The sequence below is a fragment of the Rahnella inusitata genome (genome assembly GCF_965118895.1).
GTDB classification, from domain to species: Bacteria; Pseudomonadota; Gammaproteobacteria; order Enterobacterales; family Enterobacteriaceae; genus Rahnella; species Rahnella inusitata_A.
In genome coordinates, this window is the sequence record NZ_CBCPJJ010000008.1 from 468,190 (window position 1) to 486,789 (window position 18,600).

At 53.2% G+C, this 18,600-nt stretch carries 12 protein-coding genes; 4 read left to right on the forward strand and 8 right to left on the reverse strand.

Going from position 1 to position 18,600, the window contains the following annotated elements:
• Positions 1-275: 275 nt before the first annotated feature.
• Positions 276-2,522 (reverse strand): TonB-dependent receptor, encoded by a 2,247-nt coding sequence (locus tag ACMHLI_RS07945; RefSeq protein ID WP_413528987.1) that lies wholly within the window; start codon positions 2,520-2,522, stop codon positions 276-278.
• 265 nt (positions 2,523-2,787) lie between these two features.
• Positions 2,788-3,477, reverse strand: a complete 690-nt coding sequence (locus ACMHLI_RS07950) for a gamma-glutamylcyclotransferase (protein WP_413528988.1) — start codon at positions 3,475-3,477, stop codon at positions 2,788-2,790.
• A 789-nt stretch (positions 3,478-4,266) separates the two neighbouring features.
• Between ACMHLI_RS07950 and chaA the strand changes: the two genes are divergently transcribed.
• Positions 4,267-5,367, forward strand: a complete 1,101-nt coding sequence (chaA, locus tag ACMHLI_RS07955) for a sodium-potassium/proton antiporter ChaA (protein WP_413528989.1) — start codon at positions 4,267-4,269, stop codon at positions 5,365-5,367.
• 85 nt (positions 5,368-5,452) lie between these two features.
• Here chaA and phoH read toward each other — a convergent pair whose 3' ends face one another.
• Both phoH and ACMHLI_RS07965 read right to left on the reverse strand, forming a co-directional pair.
• Positions 5,453-6,241, reverse strand: coding sequence for a phosphate starvation-inducible protein PhoH (phoH, locus tag ACMHLI_RS07960; RefSeq protein WP_112168917.1), 789 nt, complete (start codon positions 6,239-6,241; stop codon positions 5,453-5,455).
• A 680-nt stretch (positions 6,242-6,921) separates the two neighbouring features.
• Positions 6,922-7,164 carry a hypothetical protein gene (locus ACMHLI_RS07965; protein ID WP_413528990.1) on the reverse strand — a complete coding sequence of 81 codons (243 nt, stop codon included), beginning with the start codon at positions 7,162-7,164 and terminating at the stop codon, positions 6,922-6,924.
• A gap of 373 nt (positions 7,165-7,537) precedes the next feature.
• Between ACMHLI_RS07965 and ACMHLI_RS07970 the strand changes: the two genes are divergently transcribed.
• Both ACMHLI_RS07970 and ACMHLI_RS07975 read left to right on the forward strand, forming a co-directional pair.
• Positions 7,538-7,852 carry a type II toxin-antitoxin system RelE/ParE family toxin gene (locus tag ACMHLI_RS07970; protein WP_413528991.1) on the forward strand — a complete coding sequence of 105 codons (315 nt, stop codon included), beginning with the start codon at positions 7,538-7,540 and terminating at the stop codon, positions 7,850-7,852.
• A 53-nt stretch (positions 7,853-7,905) separates the two neighbouring features.
• Positions 7,906-8,235, forward strand: coding sequence for a HigA family addiction module antitoxin (locus ACMHLI_RS07975; RefSeq protein ID WP_413528992.1), 330 nt, complete (start codon positions 7,906-7,908; stop codon positions 8,233-8,235).
• 34 nt (positions 8,236-8,269) lie between these two features.
• Here ACMHLI_RS07975 and efeB read toward each other — a convergent pair whose 3' ends face one another.
• The 4 genes from efeB to putP form a co-directional block, all read right to left on the reverse strand.
• The gene (efeB, locus tag ACMHLI_RS07980; RefSeq protein ID WP_413528993.1) at positions 8,270-9,565 is read right to left on the reverse strand and encodes an iron uptake transporter deferrochelatase/peroxidase subunit; all 1,296 of its coding nucleotides are present in this window, start codon (positions 9,563-9,565) and stop codon (positions 8,270-8,272) included.
• A gap of 151 nt (positions 9,566-9,716) precedes the next feature.
• Positions 9,717-10,856, reverse strand: a complete 1,140-nt coding sequence (gene efeO / locus ACMHLI_RS07985) for an iron uptake system protein EfeO (RefSeq protein ID WP_112168922.1) — start codon at positions 10,854-10,856, stop codon at positions 9,717-9,719.
• 45 nt (positions 10,857-10,901) lie between these two features.
• Positions 10,902-11,753: an iron uptake transporter permease EfeU gene (gene efeU / locus ACMHLI_RS07990; protein WP_413528994.1), complete on the reverse strand. Its 852-nt coding sequence runs from the start codon at positions 11,751-11,753 to the stop codon at positions 10,902-10,904.
• Positions 11,754-12,013: 260 nt separating this feature from the next.
• Positions 12,014-13,498: a sodium/proline symporter PutP gene (gene putP, locus ACMHLI_RS07995; protein WP_413528995.1), complete on the reverse strand. Its 1,485-nt coding sequence runs from the start codon at positions 13,496-13,498 to the stop codon at positions 12,014-12,016.
• A 535-nt stretch (positions 13,499-14,033) separates the two neighbouring features.
• Between putP and putA the strand changes: the two genes are divergently transcribed.
• Positions 14,034-18,008 (forward strand): trifunctional transcriptional regulator/proline dehydrogenase/L-glutamate gamma-semialdehyde dehydrogenase, encoded by a 3,975-nt coding sequence (gene putA, locus ACMHLI_RS08000; protein WP_413528996.1) that lies wholly within the window; start codon positions 14,034-14,036, stop codon positions 18,006-18,008.
• The last annotated feature ends 592 nt before the right edge of the window (positions 18,009-18,600 follow it).

Sequence of the window (18,600 nt, forward strand, 5' to 3'; positions counted from 1 at the left end):
CTCCAAAGTAGCGAAATTGCTAAAATTTTATTGAGTGTAAAGTTTCTTCAACCTACCAGAAAGTCTGATAAATACTATCGTTATGCGAATTTTGCATAACGTTATCTGATTGGTTATTAAAGCGGCGGAATGCGGGCTGGCGGGGTATTGTTACTGTACAAATTGCAAGAAATACCCCCTTTCGCCGGGGGAGAGCAGGAGGGTATGACAGACGACTTCTGAGTTGCCATTTATACCCCATACCCACCCTCCCCTTTGCAGGGGAGGGAGTTAAATCAAAAGTCGTAGGTCGCGGAAAGCTTAAACTCACGCGGGTCGCCCTGCGTCAGATAACCGCCGGTTGCTGATGCCCAATATTTCTCGTTGGTGACGTTTTCCAGATTGGCGCGCCAGGTCAGCGTGCTCTGGCCGACGGGCATCGCGTAGCGCATACCCAGGTCCAGACGCGTCCAGCCATCGACTTTCATCTTATTGGCCTCGTCTGCGTACTGCGAACCGGAACGGATAACTTTACCCGTTGCCGTGACACCGCTGCCGCCAGGAATATCCCATTCGCCGCCGACTACCCACTGATAACGCGGAACGCCTACGGCGTCGTTGCCGTCGTAGGTGCCGCTCTGGGTTTTCGTCATCTCAGGATCCATCCACGTCACGCTGCTGTTGACACGAACGCCCAGCACCGGCTCACCGAACACATTCAGCTCAACGCCGCGGTTACGCACTTCGCCGTAGTTGCCATAGGTGTAACCGTCGCCGGTAGCGCGGTACATGCCAATCGGTTTTTTGATTTCGTACAACGCCAGCGATCCGGCCACGCGGCCAAAATCGGCTTTCACGCCCACTTCGTTTTGCTTCGAGGTTTCGATGCCGGAGACCTGCCCGCCATTTGACACAATGGCGCCGTTGTAGGTCGTCCCGGAGGTTTCACCGGCCTGCAACGCTTCGATGTGATTGGCGTAGAAGGAATAATGTTCCCACGGCTTCACCACCAGACCGAACGCCGGGGTAACTTTCATTTCGTCGAACGAGGTATTTTCTGAACCGTCATAGTTATAGTTTTTCACTTCGACATTCTGACGGCGCAGACCGGCGATAAATTGCAGACGGTCGTCGAGCACGGACAGGGTGTCAGACAGCGATACCCCATAAGAACGGGTGCGGTTGCGCACCAGCGGATCGCTCATGTCGCCGCCGCTGTAGAGATTGGTCAGCGGCTCGCTGTAATCCACCGGATTGTAAATATTGGTTTTGATCGACGCCGCGGTCATGGTGTACGCGGTTTTGTATTTACGATACAGCGAGGACATGCCGAGGTTCACGTTGTGGCTGACAACACCGGTGTCGAATTTGCCGCGAACGCCAGCCTGCGAGGAGAAGCTGTCGGCAAAATATGGCACTGTCATGCGGCTCATCGTGGCGTTGCCGTCGTTATCCTGTAACGTCGGAGAACTGTATTTGCCGAATTCATGCGTGTGGTTAGCACCGGCGGCAGCGTAAACGGTCCAGTTATCGGCCACGTCATACTCGCCCTTCAGCATGCCGAATTCGTTTTCCATATCGGTCGAGGCGTACTGCTGACCGTAGTTGCCAGTCGCCGACGGCACATCAGGGATTTGGGTGGCTTTACCCAGATACACCACCGGGCGGCCGCCGTGAACGCTGGTTTTGCTCATGCCAAAATCCAGGGATGAACGAAAGCGATCGCCGCGATAATCCAGCCCGACAGAGCCGAGCGTCAGGCGACGTTTTTCATCATCAATCGCACTTTCCCCTTCGCGATGAACGGCATTGACGCGCACGCCCCACTGATTGTTATTGCCAAAGCGACGGCCAACGTCCACGGCACCCCCGACCTGCGAAGCCGACGTGTAATCCACCGACACGCGGTTAATCGCCGTATCAGTTGCGCGTTTCGGTTCGATATTTACGTTACCGCCAACACCGGTTCCGCCCGGCGGTACGCCATTGAGGAAAGCGCTGGAACCTTTAAGCAGCTCCACGCGTTCGGCAAACTCCGTTGGTAACAGCTGACGCGGCAGCACGCCGTACAATCCGCCGTAAGAGATGTCATCGCCAGACAGCTCGAAGCCACGAATGACAAATGTTTCTGAATAGTTGCCGTAGCCGTAACCGGTTTGCACGGCGGCATCGTTGTTAAGCACATCGCCCAGCGTGCGGGTTTGCTGATCCTGCATCAATTTATCGGTGAAGCTGACCACGTTGAACGGAACATTCATCGCGTCCTGCTCGCCCAGGATCCCTAAACGTCCGCCGTTAGCGATTTGTCCGTCGAGATAGGCGGGTACGGTGTCATTGCCACCGGAGGTGAAAGTTTGTGGGGCTGCGCTGACGGTAATAGTATCGCCGTCTTTTGCATTGGTTGGCGCAGCCGTAGTCGCACAAAGCGCAGGCAAGGCCAGCATCCCCAATGCCGCAGAAATCACTGCCGGCAGCAATTTGCGTTTGAAAACAGGCGTGCGTGGTGAAACAGAAGAGTGAAAAATTTCACTTTCAGTGTGCATTTTTAGTTCCCTGAAAAAGTTCAAATGGTAATAGTAATAATTATCAAAACGATTTGAATTATGCTGATCGCACGCGCAATTGCAACCGGCCTTTCAGGATTAAATGCAAGGTAAACAGGATGTTAATAAGGGTATTTGAAAGTAGCTTCGGATTTTTCGTCTGGGGATAGAAGCTAATTGGCTGAATTTAGGGGGTTAAATAACGCAGCCAGGGTAAATGGCTGCGCGGAAGACCCTCACAGCCTGAAAGAATCGGGTCAGATTTTTAGCTCAGACCGGGAACATCGAAACCAGGAGAAACAGAAAGCAGCATCCGCACCTGCTTGACCAGTTCGCTCATGCAGTCATCGCGCATCCCGTAACTTTCCAGCTCTTTTTCGAGGGCAAACAGATACTGCGCGTTGGTGCCGAGGGGCCCGCTGGCCTGTGCGATCAGCGGCGCGATAATCTGGTAATCAGTGTCGGCTTCGTATTGTGGATGCGAAGGATCCATAATGAACACCAGCGCGGTGACCTTACGCCCGTCGTCGAGATCCAGTTCGCACCACGTCGGGCGATAGCAGCCGGTCAGCATTTCGCGCTTCCACAGCAGTTCCAGCTCTTCGTGCAACTTATCTTCCGGCAGACGGAAAGCCAGACCGGTAGTTTGCCCGCCGTCGCGCAGCGCCAGCATTCGACCTGGCTGTGCATGCGTGCCGCGTCCTGAGGTCAGACGTAAACAGAAAGCACGATGGTAACCGCGCAGAGTCGCAGGCCGTGCCTCTTCTGAGTCAAAGACCGGGTTCCACATCAGCGAACCGTAACCAAAAATCCACACGGGACTGTTGTCAGGGCGTCGCGCCAGCGTGCAATCGAGTGAGGCGGCGCGTTGTTCGGAGGTTAATAACATCGATTCGTCGATGCTGCCGAATGCTGTTTTACAATCTGCGTTTCGCAGAAAATCTCGAGTTAACATTCATTCCCTCCTTTAATACGACGTACTTTTGAACATGCCATGCTGTTGACGCTGTGTTCTCCGTTATCGCGATGAGTGATTAGGCGTGCGGTGCGAAGCGTTGGGGATGGTCTAGGAAATTTCGTATACCCCTGCACTTAGAAACCTTATTCGTTTCTCTCGTTGCAATCAAGGTTGAGAGCGATCACAAAACGAAAATAAAGTGATTATTTTATGAACATTGCATGAATGTTGAGTTTTTAGGAAGGTGATTGAGAAAAATGGGGAAAAACGGTGTGTCATTCGGGTTAACGACAGATCAATTTTCGTAAGATACCCCTGGCTCCTTTTACATGATGTTACGGGTGAACAGTAAGTCTGGCTGCTACCCTCAAAGGATCAGGTCAGAATCGCCCCGCTCTCACGCTCAATCGAAACAATACAACGCATTTCGCCCTGATAGTTACGTGGGTATGAGGTTGATTTACATAAATTGACGCACAAGCTCCATAAGAAAAATAGTGACCAATAATTAATTGAAATATAATGACTTTTATTTTTAACAATCAAAGTTAACTGCGATATAAAACCGTAATAAATTACATTGATTACTGACAAATGGTCAGCACAGCGTATTTTTATCCTTAAGCATGATAAAATTCTGTTAATAGATTAATTTATCTACTATACTTAACAGGTTACACCATTACGCACCTGTGCGTTTTTACTGATAACCGACGGACAGGCGGTTATTGTTTTTCGCGGATCTGCTATGCAGGTTCGTGCATGCTTATAAGGAGAAAAATCATCATGGTGTCGTCTCAGGAACATCCAAAAATCAAAACCCGCCATCAGGAGTATTCCCTGATTTTTCCCATTGCCGCACTGATAGTCCTCGTCATGTGGGGTAACAGCAGTAATTTCGCTTCCGTCGTCGGCATCAATTTAATCGCACTGGTCGGTATTCTCGCCAGTGCCTTTAGTGTCGTCCGACATGCGGACGTGCTGGCACACCGTTTAGGCGAACCTTACGGGTCGCTTATCCTCAGCCTTTCAGTGGTCATCCTCGAAGTCAGTCTGATTTCGGCCCTGATGGCGACGGGCGATGCCGCACCCGCGCTGATGCGTGACACCCTATTCTCGATCATTATGATCGTCACCGCCGGTCTGGTAGGCGTTGCCCTGCTGCTCGGTGGTCGTAAATTTGCGACACAGTATGTAAATCTTGGTGGTATCAAACAGTACCTGATGGCGATTTTTCCGCTGGCGGTCATCGTCCTGGTCCTGCCGGCGGCGCTGCCCGGCGGTAACTTTACCACTACGCAGGCGCTGTTTGTGGCCGTGATTTCAGCTGCAATGTACGGCGTCTTCCTGCTGATCCAGACCAAGACGCACCAGAGCCTGTTTATCTACGAGCATGAAGACGAAGACGAAGAAAGTGGCCACGGAAAGCCCTCTTCGAAAAGTAATCTGACGCATACCCTGTGGCTTATCGTGCATCTGGTACTGGTTATTGCGGTCACCAAGTTCAACGCCAACCCGCTGGAAAGCCTGCTGACCGAGCTGAATGCGCCCGCACAGTTCACCGGTTTCCTGGTGGCACTGCTGATTTTGTCTCCTGAAGGTTTGGGTGCGCTGAAAGCCGTACTGAAGAATCAGGTACAGCGCGCCATGAATTTATTCTTCGGTTCGGTGCTGGCGACGATTTCACTGACCGTTCCGGCAGTGACGGTGATTGCAACCCTGACCGGGCAGAACCTGATATTCGGTCTTGATCCGGCTAACATTGTGGTGATGCTGTCCGTGCTGATCCTGTGCCAGATTTCGTTCTCGACAGGCCGTACCAATGTCCTGAACGGTACTGCCCATCTGGCCTTATTCTGTGCGTATATGATGATTATTATGCTTTAAATACAGCGCATCACATTTATAAAAGCCATAACAAGAAAGGCCGCTCATCACGAGCGGCCTTTTTATTGCAATCAGTTTGAGTTAATTACGAGTAAGCATTCAGCGTTTTCTGACACAGCTCAGAGCGCACGCAGTCCTGTTTATCAAACTTAATGATGCCGACCATCTCGTCTTCTTCGAAGCGGGATAATGCATCGCTGAGACCCGATACTACCCCACGTGGTAAATCGCACTGGGTAATATCACCGTTAACAATGACCGTCACATTTTCACCGAGACGGGTCAGGAACATTTTCATCTGACTGGCGGTGACATTCTGGGCTTCATCCAGAATAACCACGGCATTCTCGAAAGTACGTCCACGCATGTAGGCGAATGGCGCAATTTCAACTTTCCCAATTTCCGGCCGTAAACAATATTGCAGGAATGAAGAACCCAGGCGACGTAATAGAATGTCGTAGACCGGGCGGAAATAAGGCGCAAACTTCTCAGAAATATCGCCTGGCAGAAAACCGAGATCTTCATCGGCCTGCAATACCGGACGTGTCACAATAATCCTGTCGATTTCTTTGTGAATTAATGCCTCTGCCGCTTTCGCAGCGCTGATAAATGTTTTACCACAGCCCGCTTCACCGGTGGCAAAAATTAACTGCTTATTCTCTATGGCTGATAAGTAATGACCTTGAGCTTCGGTACGTGCTTCGATAACAGAGTGGTCGCGGGTATCCCGTGCCATTCCAATCGATTCTAAACCGCCCATCTGTACTAATGAAGTCACAGATTCTTCCTCGCGCTGGCGGTGACTGCGTGAGTCGCTACGAATGACTCGTTTTGCTTCACGGCGAGCTTTGATCACTGCTTTCTGTCTTCCCATAGTGGCACCTTACAGTTTGATTCACTTAACGCTAAGGCGGTTGCCCGCACGGTTATGTTTCACGCACAAATGAGGTTTTGGTCTCCTTTTAGACCAATTGAAGCCAATGAATAACGTGAAGAGGAAAATCGCCCCGGAGGATTATTCAATAATCGGCCGGATGTTTTCTTTTCACGTGGAGGCATTGTCACTCTTTCGGATATTAACGTCGAAAATGACAAACCGCTGACCCGCACAATAAAATTACCAGAATTGAAACCAGTGCATTTCGCCGAAGTGTTTAAGAGCCTCCCGGATTTAGGAGAAGAAGAGTCAGTTAAAGAACAGGGTTGTTGTGTGGATGGGGACATCTTTAAAAATAGATAAGAATAAACTGAAAATGAGGTGGTAAATAATAAAGTGTCGGGAGCTTTGCCCTCGTTGGCATTTATGCAACAACAACGAGTAAATGTGTGAAGCTTGTTATTTTCGTTCACCAGCCCAAACAAGGACTTTACCATTCGCACTCCCCGCAGTATGAGTTCTTCTATTAATAACGGCACTTGCCGTTCATCTTGAAAAACTACCTGTCTATGATTTCAGTATAATGACAGCTGAAATAATTGCGTTACCAAAATGTAAAAAAATTTGTAGTCGCCGTCAACAAGATCTTCAGGATCTTTTCAGGATCCTCCTTCGGATTATTTTTTAACCGCCAACTTATCGCATAACGTGAAGCAGGCGACCGAGCCGCTGACGCCCTGCAAAAAGCTTTCACTGCTGATGATGAAATCCGGGCTGTAGCCGAACGCGAGGCGCTGGATAAAATGCAGGAGCAGCGCCAGCATCATGCCACCCAGCCAGGCCAGAATGCCGGTGCAGTATGTCACTACCGTCAGCCGCCATAACGGGCTGGATAGTCCGGGACCCTTCAATTCTGCCATGTCACGATTTCACTGATTCTGTTGTTGATGAGTAAACAGATTACACAAAGAGAGTTAAACCGTGGTTCAGCGGGAGGGATTTTTATCTCAAGAACGAAGATTTTTCTGTTCGTACTTTGATTGGCGCTACCCCTTTCTTGCGTAGCATTGCGCATTTATTACGTCACTCAATGTAGGTTGCCGACAAACTCTGGAAAACGTGGCGCGATATCGTCAATCCGCGCTGTGCCTTTACGAGATGAAGCGTAATGTCATCTGCGCTTTTAGCGGAACAATCCCTATACAGTGCCGAACAACTCTGTTAATTTATGCACCGAAGCACAGTGCAGTAGTGCTTCGGTGCCCAACCTTGAAACCAGGATGGGTTCATCAGATGAACGATATGCTCAGGATCAGCAGCTTTCGCGATCAGTGGCTGGAAGACTTTTTTCATTTCGCCACACCACATCGGAAAATCCCGTGGGTGCTTGCGGGTGTTCTGGAAAGAAAGCTGGATATGATTAATGCTGCGATGGATTACAGGGATTTGCTCTGGCCCCCCGGCAACCGTTATGAAGAATTAGCCCCGCCGCTCAAGGGCTTTTCGTCAATACGGGTGAATGACCAGTATCGCCTCATTTTTTACTGGCGTGAAGGTAAGTCACATGGCTTATTTCTGGATCCTCACGGTTACAGAAACCATCGATAACGACAGGCATTATCGTTGCAATGTTAATGAAGGCAGACCAGAAGGAAAGTCGTATGGATGTGACAACACGTAAGCCCGCAACCGTCGGGGATATTTTGCAGTATGAATACCTTGAACCAACCGGTCTGAGAATTAATGACCTGGCCGTCATACTGAATGTACACCGCAATACCATCAGCGCACTGGTCAACAACAACCGTAAGCTGACCATTGATATCGCTTTCCGGCTGGCAAAAGCCTTTGAGACGTCCGTTGAATTTTGGCTGAACCTGCAGAAAAATGTCGATATCTGGGAAGTGCAAAATAATCCGCGTTTAATGGCTGATATCAACCATGTTGTCACCCTGAAAACCTTTCTCGAGCGGCCTGAAAGCCATCCCTAGCTAACAGTATCGTCATCGCGGGCGGGGTCGGGCCTTACGCCTCAATCAACGCTTGCCCCAGATAATGACTTTGATCTTTCACCCCCGGCAGCGTGAAGAAGAAACCCCCACCAACCGGGCGGATGTACTCTTCCAGCGGCTCGCCGTTCAGGCGTTTTTGCACGGTCAGAAAACCCTTTTCGAGATCATGCTGGAAGCAGACAAACAGCAGCCCCATTTCCAGCTGACCGGAATTGGTGACGCCCAGCGAATAGCTGTAGCCGCGACGCAGCATCAGGTTGTCGTCGGTTTCTTTGGTGCGCGGATTCGCTAAGCGGATATGCGCATCCAGCGGGATCACCTTGCCTTCCGGGTCTTTGGTGTAATCCGGCACGTCGTGCTCTTTTTCCATACCGAGCGGCGCGCCAGTGGCTTTGTGACGGCCAAAGATCGTCTGCTGCTCCTGCAACGGCGTGCGGTCCCAAAATTCGACGTGGAAAGGAATAATGCGCGTGGCCTGATAGCTGCCGCCGACCGTCCACGCGGGTTCGCCCTGATCGGCGGTCACCCAGATGGCTTTATCCATCAGCTGTTTGTCTTTGCTGTCAGGATTCGCCGTACCGTCTTTGAAGCCCAGCAGGTTGATCGGCGTTTCTTTGCCCTGACTGCGCGCAGCGTGAGATGAAATGAAGCCGTCGCGACGCCAGCGCACGCTGAGCAAATCCGGGGTGTACTTGATAATGTCGCGCAGTGCGTGAACCACGGTATCGCTGTTATTGGCACAAATCTGCAACAGCAGATCGCCGTGGCAAAGCTTGGCATCAAGGGAATCGTTGGGGAAACGTGCCATACGCTGCAACTTCAGCGGTTTGTGCGGCGCGAGACCAAAACGTTCATCAAACAGGGAATCACCAGCGGAGAGCGTCATGGTCAGGTTGTCAGGATAAATCTCTGCGCCCATGACGCCGGAATCCATCGGCGGGAATTTCGGATCCACAGAAGGCGCGGTGCCACCGGTGGTCAGGAAGGCGAAACGGGTATCAAGCAGACGGAACAGACGCTCCAGATCGGCTTTGTTTGTGGCCAGCACGTCAAAAGCCACCAGCATCATCGCGGCCTGTTGCGGCGTCAGAATACCAGCCTGATGTTCGCCGTAATAAGGCTGTTTGCCCCAGCGCTCATCGGGGGAAACGGTTCCGGGGGTGTATTCTTTTTTTGCACCAGGTGTTTTCTCGGCCTGCGCACCGTCTGCGCCGCCCAGGGCAAATGCCCCGCCTAACAATCCCACGCCTTTTAACAAACGGCGGCGGGAAGAAGAAACGTTATCTTGATTATTATTTTTGTAACTCATTGCTATGCCTCAGGAATTTAAACGCTCCCTCCCCTGCGAAGGGGAGAGTTGGGATGGGGTATTAAGGTCAAAAAAAAAGTTAAAGCGTGCTTTGACAAACGGTTAGCCTTTAAAACCCCCTCCCGGCCTCCCCCTTCGCTGGGGGAGGAGATTAATCCAGACCTAATACGCCACGCAGTTTGGCTAAATCTTCTGCCAGTGTCGTGATCGGCCCTTTCATTGCATTGCGGTCAGCATCGGACAGTTTTTCATAGTTCTCATAACCGTCTTTGGTTTTGTATTTGTCGAGCAACGTATCGACGGTTTTGAAGTTCGCGTCAATTTTATCCAGCAGTGGCTTGTCAGCTTTTTCCAACAGCGGACGCAAAAGGTTAACGATTTTCTGTGCGCCGTCGAGATTGGCACGGAAATCCCACAGATCAGTGCGGCTGTAACGGTCTTCTTCACCGCTGATTTTGCTTGAGGCCACTTCCTCGATAAGCCCGGCAGCACCGCCGACCACTTTGCTTGGCGGGAAGGTCAGATCGGTGATGCGTTTTTGCAGATCCACGGTGTCGGCATACAGTTTGTCAGCAAACTGCTCGGTGCCTTTAGTGGTTTTGTCGGCGAAGAGGATTTTCTCCAGACGATGGAAACCGGTGAAGTTCGGGTCTTCGGCTTTCTTCTCGAAATCGTCTTCACGGGCGTCGATGCTGCCGTCCAGATCGGAGAACAGTTCAGCGATCGGCTCAATGCGCTCGTAGTAAACGCGGGTTGATGCGTACAGGGATTGCGCTTTTTTCAGGTCGCCCTTTTTGATCGCATCAGTAAAGGCTTTGGTATGGGAAACCAGTTCGCCAACCTGTTGCGTCACATACACTTTGTATTCGGCAATCGGGCCGACCAGCGCCATTGCATCAGGCTTGGTTGCCGTCGCTGCGCCTTCTGCGGTCACGGTCAGTTTCCCTTTTGGATTGCTCAGCAAGCCGCAGGTCATGTCGTATTCGCCCGGTTCCAGATTGGCGGTCATTTTCTGGGTAAAGCCCGGTGCGATGTTTTCGCGCTCTTCAACCACCATCACGCCTTTCAGAATTTCCCACTCCAGCCCTTTCTGGCTGGCGTTGTGCACCACAAACTGCGTTTTACCGGCCGGCACGGTCAGTGCCATTGGGTCACATTGTTTATCGTTGACGGTAATTTTAACCTGACGAACATCAGCAGCCAGCACGTTGGCGCTCAGCGCAAACGCTGGCAGGGACAACAGTGCAATCTGTAAAGCTTTACGGCGAAACAGCGGGGATGAATATGACATGTACAACTCCATGACAAACTGTGTGAAGAGAAAATTAACGTAAAATCAGCGTTGTGGTTTTTGCCCGGCCGAAGCCGGCGCGGCCACGGGCGATTTGCCCTGTGGCATAAAGAACAGGAACAGCGCTGGTATCAGATACAGGAAATAGACCGAGACTTCGCTGACGGTCGGGGCTTCCTGATAACCAAACATGCCTTCGAGCAGAGTTCCGAATAATGAGTGCGTGGAGAGCGTGCCGCTCAGATCAAAAGCGATATCCTGCATACGGTTCCACAGACCCGCTTCGTGGAAGGCGCGGATAGCCCCCGCTGCCAGACCGGCGGCGACGAACAGAATAAACAGACTGGTCCACTTGAAGAACTTCGCCAGATGCAGCTTCACGCCACCGTAATAGATGAGGAAACCGAGCACGATTGCCGCGCCTAAGCCCAGCAACGCACCGATCGGTGCTGCGATCCCCACATCCTGCTGGAACGCAGCCAGCAGAAAGAATACCGATTCCAGCCCTTCGCGCGCCACGGCAAAGAACACCATCGCGACCAGCGCCCAGCCCTGCCCGCGGCTTGAATTCAGCGCGTTATCAATCGCACCTTCCAGATGTACTTTGATCGAACGCGACACTTTGCGCATCCAGAACACCATGTAAGTCAGAATACAGACCGCAATCACGGCCACGATGCCCTCGAACAGCTCCTGCTGCTTCTGCGGAAATTCGCCGGTGGTTTCATTGATAAAAATACCCAGCGCCAGGCACAAGGCTGCCGCGACGATAACGCCAATCCAGACCACGCCAAGCCACTGCCCGCGCTGCGTACGTTTCAGATAACTGGCGATCAGGCTGACGATCAGCGCGGCTTCCAGCCCTTCGCGGAACATGATAAGAAACGGAACGAACATAGCGGAACTCCCGTAAAGCAATGAACCTACAGATTGTGCAAACACTCTGTAAAGAAAAGTAAAATCGAAACGATAGTGATTATCATTCTTGGCCAAAGAATTGCAAGAGGCGGCACGCTGTTTTTTGAGCGTTAAAGGGGAATTGAGCACGAAAAAATATTGCCGGTTGTTTCAGAGGAAAAAATACGCAGGAAAGGAATTGCAAACGGAGCCCTGAGGCTCCGTTAAAACTACCGTAATTTCAATGAGTCACAATGAGATCAGATAGTGTTGTACTCGGCTTCAGCCGTATTGAAGCGTTCTTCTACAGCTTTCGACGGTTTGCTGCCCATCAGGCTGACAATCCAGATAGCTGCGCAGGCGAAGATAAAGCCGGGGATAATTTCATACAGTTCGGCCCAGCCGTACTGTTTCCACAAAATCACCGTCGCCGCACCAACGATCATCCCGGCCAGCGCGCCGTTGCGGGTCATGCGTTTCCACATCACCGAGATCAGGATAACCGGACCAAACGCCGCACCAAAGCCTGCCCACGCGTAGCTCACTAAGCCCAGCACGCGGTTTTCAGGGTTCGCAGCCAGCGCAATCGCCACCAGCGCCACAACCAGTACCATCAGGCGACCGATCCACACCAGCTCGCGCTGACTCGCACCTTTACGCAGAAACGCTTTGTACAGGTCTTCGGTGATCGCACTGGAACACACCAGCAGCTGGCAACTCAGGGTACTCATCACCGCCGCCAGAATAGCCGACAGCAGGATACCGGCGATCCACGGGTTAAAGAGGATTTTCGCCAGCTCGATAAACACGCGCTCGCCGTTCTGGGTCACGTTACCCGCTTCGCCCGGATTATTGCTGAAGTAGGCAATACCAAAGAAGCCCACCGCGATGGTGCCCGCCAGACACAGAATCATCCACGTCATACTGATGCGGCGTGCGCTGCGAATGGTGCGATGGGAATCCGCCGCCATAAAGCGCGCCAGAATGTGCGGCTGGCCGAAATAGCCCAGCCCCCAGCCCAGCAATGACAAGATCGCCACCAGATTCATGTTCTTGAACATGTCGGTGTATTCCGGGTTTTTGGCGTTGATCACCATCATCGAAGTATCAATACCGCCGACCGCGAGGATGACGATCACCGGGGTGAGGATCAGCGCGAAAATCATCAGGCTGGCCTGCACGGTATCGGTCCAGCTTACCGCCAGAAAACCGCCGATAAAGGTATAAACGATGGTTGCCGCCGCACCCGCCCACAGGGCGGTCTGGTAAGTCATGCCGAAGGTGCTTTCAAACAGTCGCGCACCGGCCACGATGCCGGAAGCACAATAGATGGTGAAGAACACCAGAATCACCAGCGCCGAGATAATCCGCAGCAGTTTGCTGGAATCTTCAAAACGATGGGTGAAGTAATCCGGCAGGGTCAGCGCATTGTTGTTGGCTTCGGTGTGAACGCGCAGGCGCCCCGCCACCAGCTTCCAGTTCAGATACGCGCCTATGGTCAGGCCGATGGCGATCCAGCTTTCAGAAATACCGGAAATAAAAATCGCCCCCGGTAACCCCATCAGCAGCCAGCCACTCATGTCTGAGGCTCCGGCGGAAAGTGCGGTCACTAGGCTGCCTAAACTGCGGCCGCCCAGAATGTAATCATCAAAGTTTTTGGTCCGTAAATACGCGATGAGGCCGATCAAAATCATCCCGAAAATATAAACACAAAACGTCACCAGCATCGGTGTGTTCATTGTCATGTCCGTCTCCACTTCTTGTTATTTGTCGTACTTATTAGCGATGCATGTTTATGCAGGCCGGCACCTGTCTGTCCTGACGTCCCTCTGGTGAGAGGCGTTCAAAATCATGCCGGGGCGAGATGATGGCTGAAACCCGCGAAGGATGCAGCATGACTCTCCATATTTTTTCTTTATACAGGCAGTTAATACGGCTTTTATTCAAATTTCTTGTCGGGCGGATACTGGTTTAGCGAAAGGTCGATTTCAAGAGATTTAACAATCCAGATACACAAAATTCACGCCGCATCACACTTATCTTGTCGAAGGGTTGCACGTTGCAAACCCAAAGGTTGTACCCGATACCCTTAAGCGAATCCGGCGCAACATCCGTTACCACAGTGAAAAAACGGTTATTCATATGTTAAAAATGCCAGCCAAATCACATCAGGCACACTTCCTGCATTAACAGGGTTGCACAAGGTTGCAACATAGAAGATATTGCTTGCCACAAACATAATGAAATCACCTGAACTTTTTTTATATGGAGTGTTTGCGCATGGGTATGACGACGATGGGCGTGAAACTGGACGAAGGCACACGCGACCGGCTGAAAGTGGCGGCACAACAGATTGACCGCACCCCGCACTGGCTGATTAAGCAGGCGATATTTTCCTATCTGGAACGTCTGGAAAATGGCGACGCCCTACCGGAAATTCCGGCGCTGAACGGCGCTGTGACTGAAAGCGCTGAAGAGGCCGCTGCGCCGCTGTTGCAGGAATCACATCAGCCATTCCTGGATTTTGCCGAGCAAATTCAGCCGCAGTCCGTCAGTCGTTCCGCCATCACCGCCGCCTATCGCCGCCCGGAGCCGGAGGCGGTTTCGATGCTGCTTGAACAGGCACGTTTACCCGCGTCGTTAAATGACGCTGCGCAGAAGCTCGCCGCCGACATCGCCACCAAACTGCGTAACCAGAAGAGTGCAAATGGCCGCGCCGGAATGGTGCAAAGCCTGTTGCAAGAGTTCTCCCTTTCGTCGCAGGAAGGCGTGGCGCTGATGTGTCTGGCCGAAGCGCTGCTGCGTATTCCCGACAAACCAACGCGCGATGCGTTGATCCGCGACAAAATCAGCAACGGTAACTGGCATTCCCATCTTGGCCGCAGCCCGTCGCTGTTCGTCAACGCCGCGACCTGGGGTTTGTTGTTCACCGGCAAACTGGTGGCAACGCACAACGAAGCCAGCCTGTCGAAATCGCTGAGCCGCATTATCGGTAAAGGCGGTGAACCGCTGATCCGCAAAGGCGTGGACATGGCGATGCGCCTGATGGGCGAGCAGTTTGTCACCGGCGAAACCATTGCCGAAGCACTGGCTAATGCCCGCAAGCACGAAGAGAAAGGGTTCCGCTATTCCTACGATATGCTGGGTGAAGCGGCACTGACCGAGAAAGATGCGCAGGCCTATTTGCAGTCGTATCAGCAAGCGATCAACGCCATCGGTAAAGCCTCGAACGGTCGCGGCATCTATGAAGGGCCGGGGATTTCCATCAAGCTTTCCGCCCTGCACCCACGTTACAGCCGTGCGCAGTACGAGCGTGTGATGGAAGAACTTTATCCGCGCCTGCTGTCGCTGACCTTGCTGGCACGCAGCTATGACATCGGCATTAATATTGATGCCGAAGAAGCCGATCGCCTGGAAATCTCCCTCGATTTGCTGGAAAAACTCTGCTTTGAGCCGGAACTGGCGGGCTGGAACGGCATCGGCTTTGTCATTCAGGCGTATCAGAAACGCTGCCCGATGGTGATCGATTACCTGACTAACCTGGCGCAGCGCAGCCGTCGTCGTTTGATGATCCGTCTGGTGAAAGGCGCGTACTGGGACAGCGAAATCAAACGCGCGCAGGTCGAAGGTCTGGAAGATTATCCGGTCTATACCCGCAAGGTTTACACCGACGTTTCCTATCTGGCCTGCGCCCGCAAACTGCTGGCGGTTCCGAACCTGATTTATCCGCAGTTCGCCACCCACAATGCCCATACCGTGGCGGCGATTTATCAGCTGGCGGGCAACAACTATTATCCGGGACAGTATGAGTTCCAGTGCCTGCATGGCATGGGTGAACCGCTGTACGAGCAGGTAGTCGGAAAAATTGCCGAAGGCAAACTGAACCGCCCTTGCCGCATTTACGCCCCGGTGGGGACGCACGAAACCCTGCTGGCGTATCTGGTGCGACGTCTGCTGGAAAATGGCGCGAACACCTCTTTCGTCAACCGCATCGCCGACGCCACACTGCCAATTGCAGAGCTGGTCGCCGATCCGGTACTGGCGGTTGAAGCGCTGGCCGCCAGCGAAGGACAGGTCGGCTTGCCACATCCGCGCATCGCCCTGCCACGCAATCTGTACGGCAGCAAACGCGTGAACTCCGCCGGTCTGGATATGTCCAGCGAGCATCGTCTGGCCTCCCTGTCCAGCGCTCTGTTGCAAAGCGCCAGCCATCCGATCACCGCGCAACCGATGATTGATGCACCAACGGATGACGGCGAGTTCATGCCGGTCATCAACCCGTCTGAAAATTCCGATATCGTCGGCCACGTGCGCGAAGCGACAGAAGCGGAAATCAGCCGCGCGCTGGACGCCTCCGCCGCAGCCGGCGCCATCTGGTTTGCTACGCCTCCCGAAGAGCGCGCAGCAATCTTGCAACGCGCAGCAGAATTGATGGAAGCGCAGTTGCAAAGTCTGCTTGGCGTGCTGGTGCGCGAAGCCGGAAAAACCTTTAATAACGCCATCGCCGAAGTGCGCGAAGCGGTCGATTTCCTGCACTACTACGCCGGGCAGATCCGCGAAGATTTCACCAACGACACGCATCGTCCGCTCGGACCGGTGGTGTGCATCAGCCCGTGGAACTTCCCGCTGGCAATCTTCACCGGTCAGATTGCTGCTGCACTGGCGGCGGGTAACAGCGTGCTGGCGAAACCTGCCGAACAGACGCCGCTTATCGCCGCGCTGGCCGTCGGTATTCTGCATGAAGCCGGTGTTCCGGCGGGCGTTCTGCAACTTCTGCCGGGCAAAGGCGAAACCGTCGGCTCGCAGCTGGTGAATGACGAACGCGTTCGCGGCGTGCTGTTCACCGGTTCCACCGACGTGGCGGGTATTTTGCAACGTAACATCGCAGGCAGACTCGATCCGCAGGGGCGTCCGACGCCGCTTATCGCTGAAACCGGCGGTCTGAACGCGATGATCGTCGATTCTTCCGCCCTGACCGAACAGGTAGTGATGGACGTGGTAGCTTCGGCGTTCGACAGCGCCGGTCAGCGTTGTTCCGCCCTGCGCGTGCTGTGCATTCAGGATGACGTCGCCGACCATACCTTGCAGATGCTGCGCGGCGCCATGGCCGAATGCCGGATGGGCAACCCGGAACGTCTGTCTACGGACATCGGGCCGGTCATTGACAGCGAAGCCAAAGAAGGCATCGAGAAACACATCGACGCCATGCGCGCCAAGGGCCGCACGGTATATCAGGCAACACAAACTTTCGCAGCTGACCAGAGCGAATGGGTACGCGGGACGTTCGTTAAACCGACGCTGATTGAACTCGACAGCTTCGACGAAATGAAGAAAGAGATTTTTGGCCCGGTGCTGCACGTGGTGCGTTATGCCCGTCAGGATCTGGATAAGCTGATCGGTCAGATTAATGCCGCCGGCTACGGTCTGACGCTGGGGATTCACACCCGTATCGACGAAACGATTCACCGCGTCACGCAGCAGGCGCACGTTGGCAACATGTACGTGAACCGCAACATGGTCGGCGCGGTGGTCGGCGTTCAGCCGTTCGGCGGCGAAGGTCTGTCCGGCACGGGCCCGAAAGCCGGTGGTCCGCTGTACTTATATCGTCTGCTGAGCAGCCGTCCGCAATTTGCCGTACAGCAGACGCTGCTGCGTCAGGATCGCGAACTTCCGCTCGATGCCTCCGTGCGTGAAGCACTGCTCGCACCGCACCGCGCCCTGCAACAATGGGCCACCGGACAGAAGCAAAGTGCGGCCTTGATTGGGGTCTGCGAACGTTTCGCAGAAAGCAGCCAGGGTGGCACTCTGCGCACTCTGCCGGGGCCAACCGGCGAGCGAAACACCTACGCGCTCCTGCCGCGCGAACGCGTACTGGCATTAGCCGACAATCAGGACGATGCGCTGACTCAGCTGGCCGCCGTCACGGCGACCGGTTGCCGCATTCTGTGGCCGGAAGCACCGTTGCAGCGCGAGTTGTTCAATCAGTTGCCGAAAGCTGTACAGGCTCGCGTGGACTTCGCCAAAGATTGGCAGAACGATGCGCCGGTCTTCGATGCGGTGATTTATCACGGTGATGCCGATCAGTTACGTGAACTCTGCCAGCTGATCGCCAACCGTCCAGGCCCGATTGTCTCCGTACAAGGGTTCGCCCGCGGCGAAGACAATATCTTGCTCGAACGCCTGCTTCACGAGCGCTCTTTGAGCGTGAATACCGCGGCGGCGGGAGGAAATGCGAGTTTGATGACCATCGGGTAAGTTTCTTAAGGGCGGAGGCTGTCGCAATGGCGGCTTTTGTATCTGATCGAGGAAGTTTCGGTTTCTCGATTGCATTAGGTTGGGTTTAAGACGGATTGAGTAAGTTTCGGTTTCTCAATTGCAGCGATCTCTTAACTCTCTGTGCCGAAACCGCCAAAGAGGGAGGAAAGCGCCTCCCTCTTTGATCTCCCACGCTTTTCCAAACACGCGCTATCGCGAAAACGATAGACATGTTCTGTGACTCCCGCGTGTGGCACAAAACCCTGCCGCTTCGCGGTGCCCTCTCTCGGTCCTGAAGCCTTAGGTCTTCAGGCCGCTCCGTTCGGCAGGATTTTTTAATCGCGCCATTTCACCATTTTTAAAAACAGAAACGAGTCGTCTTTAATTTTTTAGTTTTCCCTTTTCTTTTCTCATCCTGAGCCGGTGAAGTTGTGACCTAATAGCTCTGGCCGCGTTCAAAAATCACGCCGTAGGGAGCGGTGGAAAACCGCGCTTTTTTTTTCGCGGGTTGTAACCCGACCGGAGGGCACCGCGCAGCGGCGGGATTTTGCGGCAATAGCGGTAGTTGCTGAAACATAGCCCGTCTGCACGG

Bases quoted from the DNA above. Each gene is read 5' to 3' on its own strand.
- ACMHLI_RS07945 (WP_413528987.1), bottom strand. From the start codon at position 2,522: ATGCACACTGAAAGTGAAATTTTTCACTCTTCTGTTTCACCACGCACG.
- ACMHLI_RS07950 (WP_413528988.1), bottom strand. From the start codon at position 3,477: ATGTTAACTCGAGATTTTCTGCGAAACGCAGATTGTAAAACAGCATTC.
- chaA (WP_413528989.1), top strand. From the start codon at position 4,267: ATGGTGTCGTCTCAGGAACATCCAAAAATCAAAACCCGCCATCAGGAG.
- phoH (WP_112168917.1), bottom strand. From the start codon at position 6,241: ATGGGAAGACAGAAAGCAGTGATCAAAGCTCGCCGTGAAGCAAAACGA.
- ACMHLI_RS07965 (WP_413528990.1), bottom strand. From the start codon at position 7,164: ATGGCAGAATTGAAGGGTCCCGGACTATCCAGCCCGTTATGGCGGCTG.
- ACMHLI_RS07970 (WP_413528991.1), top strand. From the start codon at position 7,538: ATGAACGATATGCTCAGGATCAGCAGCTTTCGCGATCAGTGGCTGGAA.
- ACMHLI_RS07975 (WP_413528992.1), top strand. From the start codon at position 7,906: ATGGATGTGACAACACGTAAGCCCGCAACCGTCGGGGATATTTTGCAG.
- efeB (WP_413528993.1), bottom strand. From the start codon at position 9,565: ATGAGTTACAAAAATAATAATCAAGATAACGTTTCTTCTTCCCGCCGC.
- efeO (WP_112168922.1), bottom strand. From the start codon at position 10,856: ATGTCATATTCATCCCCGCTGTTTCGCCGTAAAGCTTTACAGATTGCA.
- efeU (WP_413528994.1), bottom strand. From the start codon at position 11,753: ATGTTCGTTCCGTTTCTTATCATGTTCCGCGAAGGGCTGGAAGCCGCG.
- putP (WP_413528995.1), bottom strand. From the start codon at position 13,498: ATGACAATGAACACACCGATGCTGGTGACGTTTTGTGTTTATATTTTC.
- putA (WP_413528996.1), top strand. From the start codon at position 14,034: ATGGGTATGACGACGATGGGCGTGAAACTGGACGAAGGCACACGCGAC.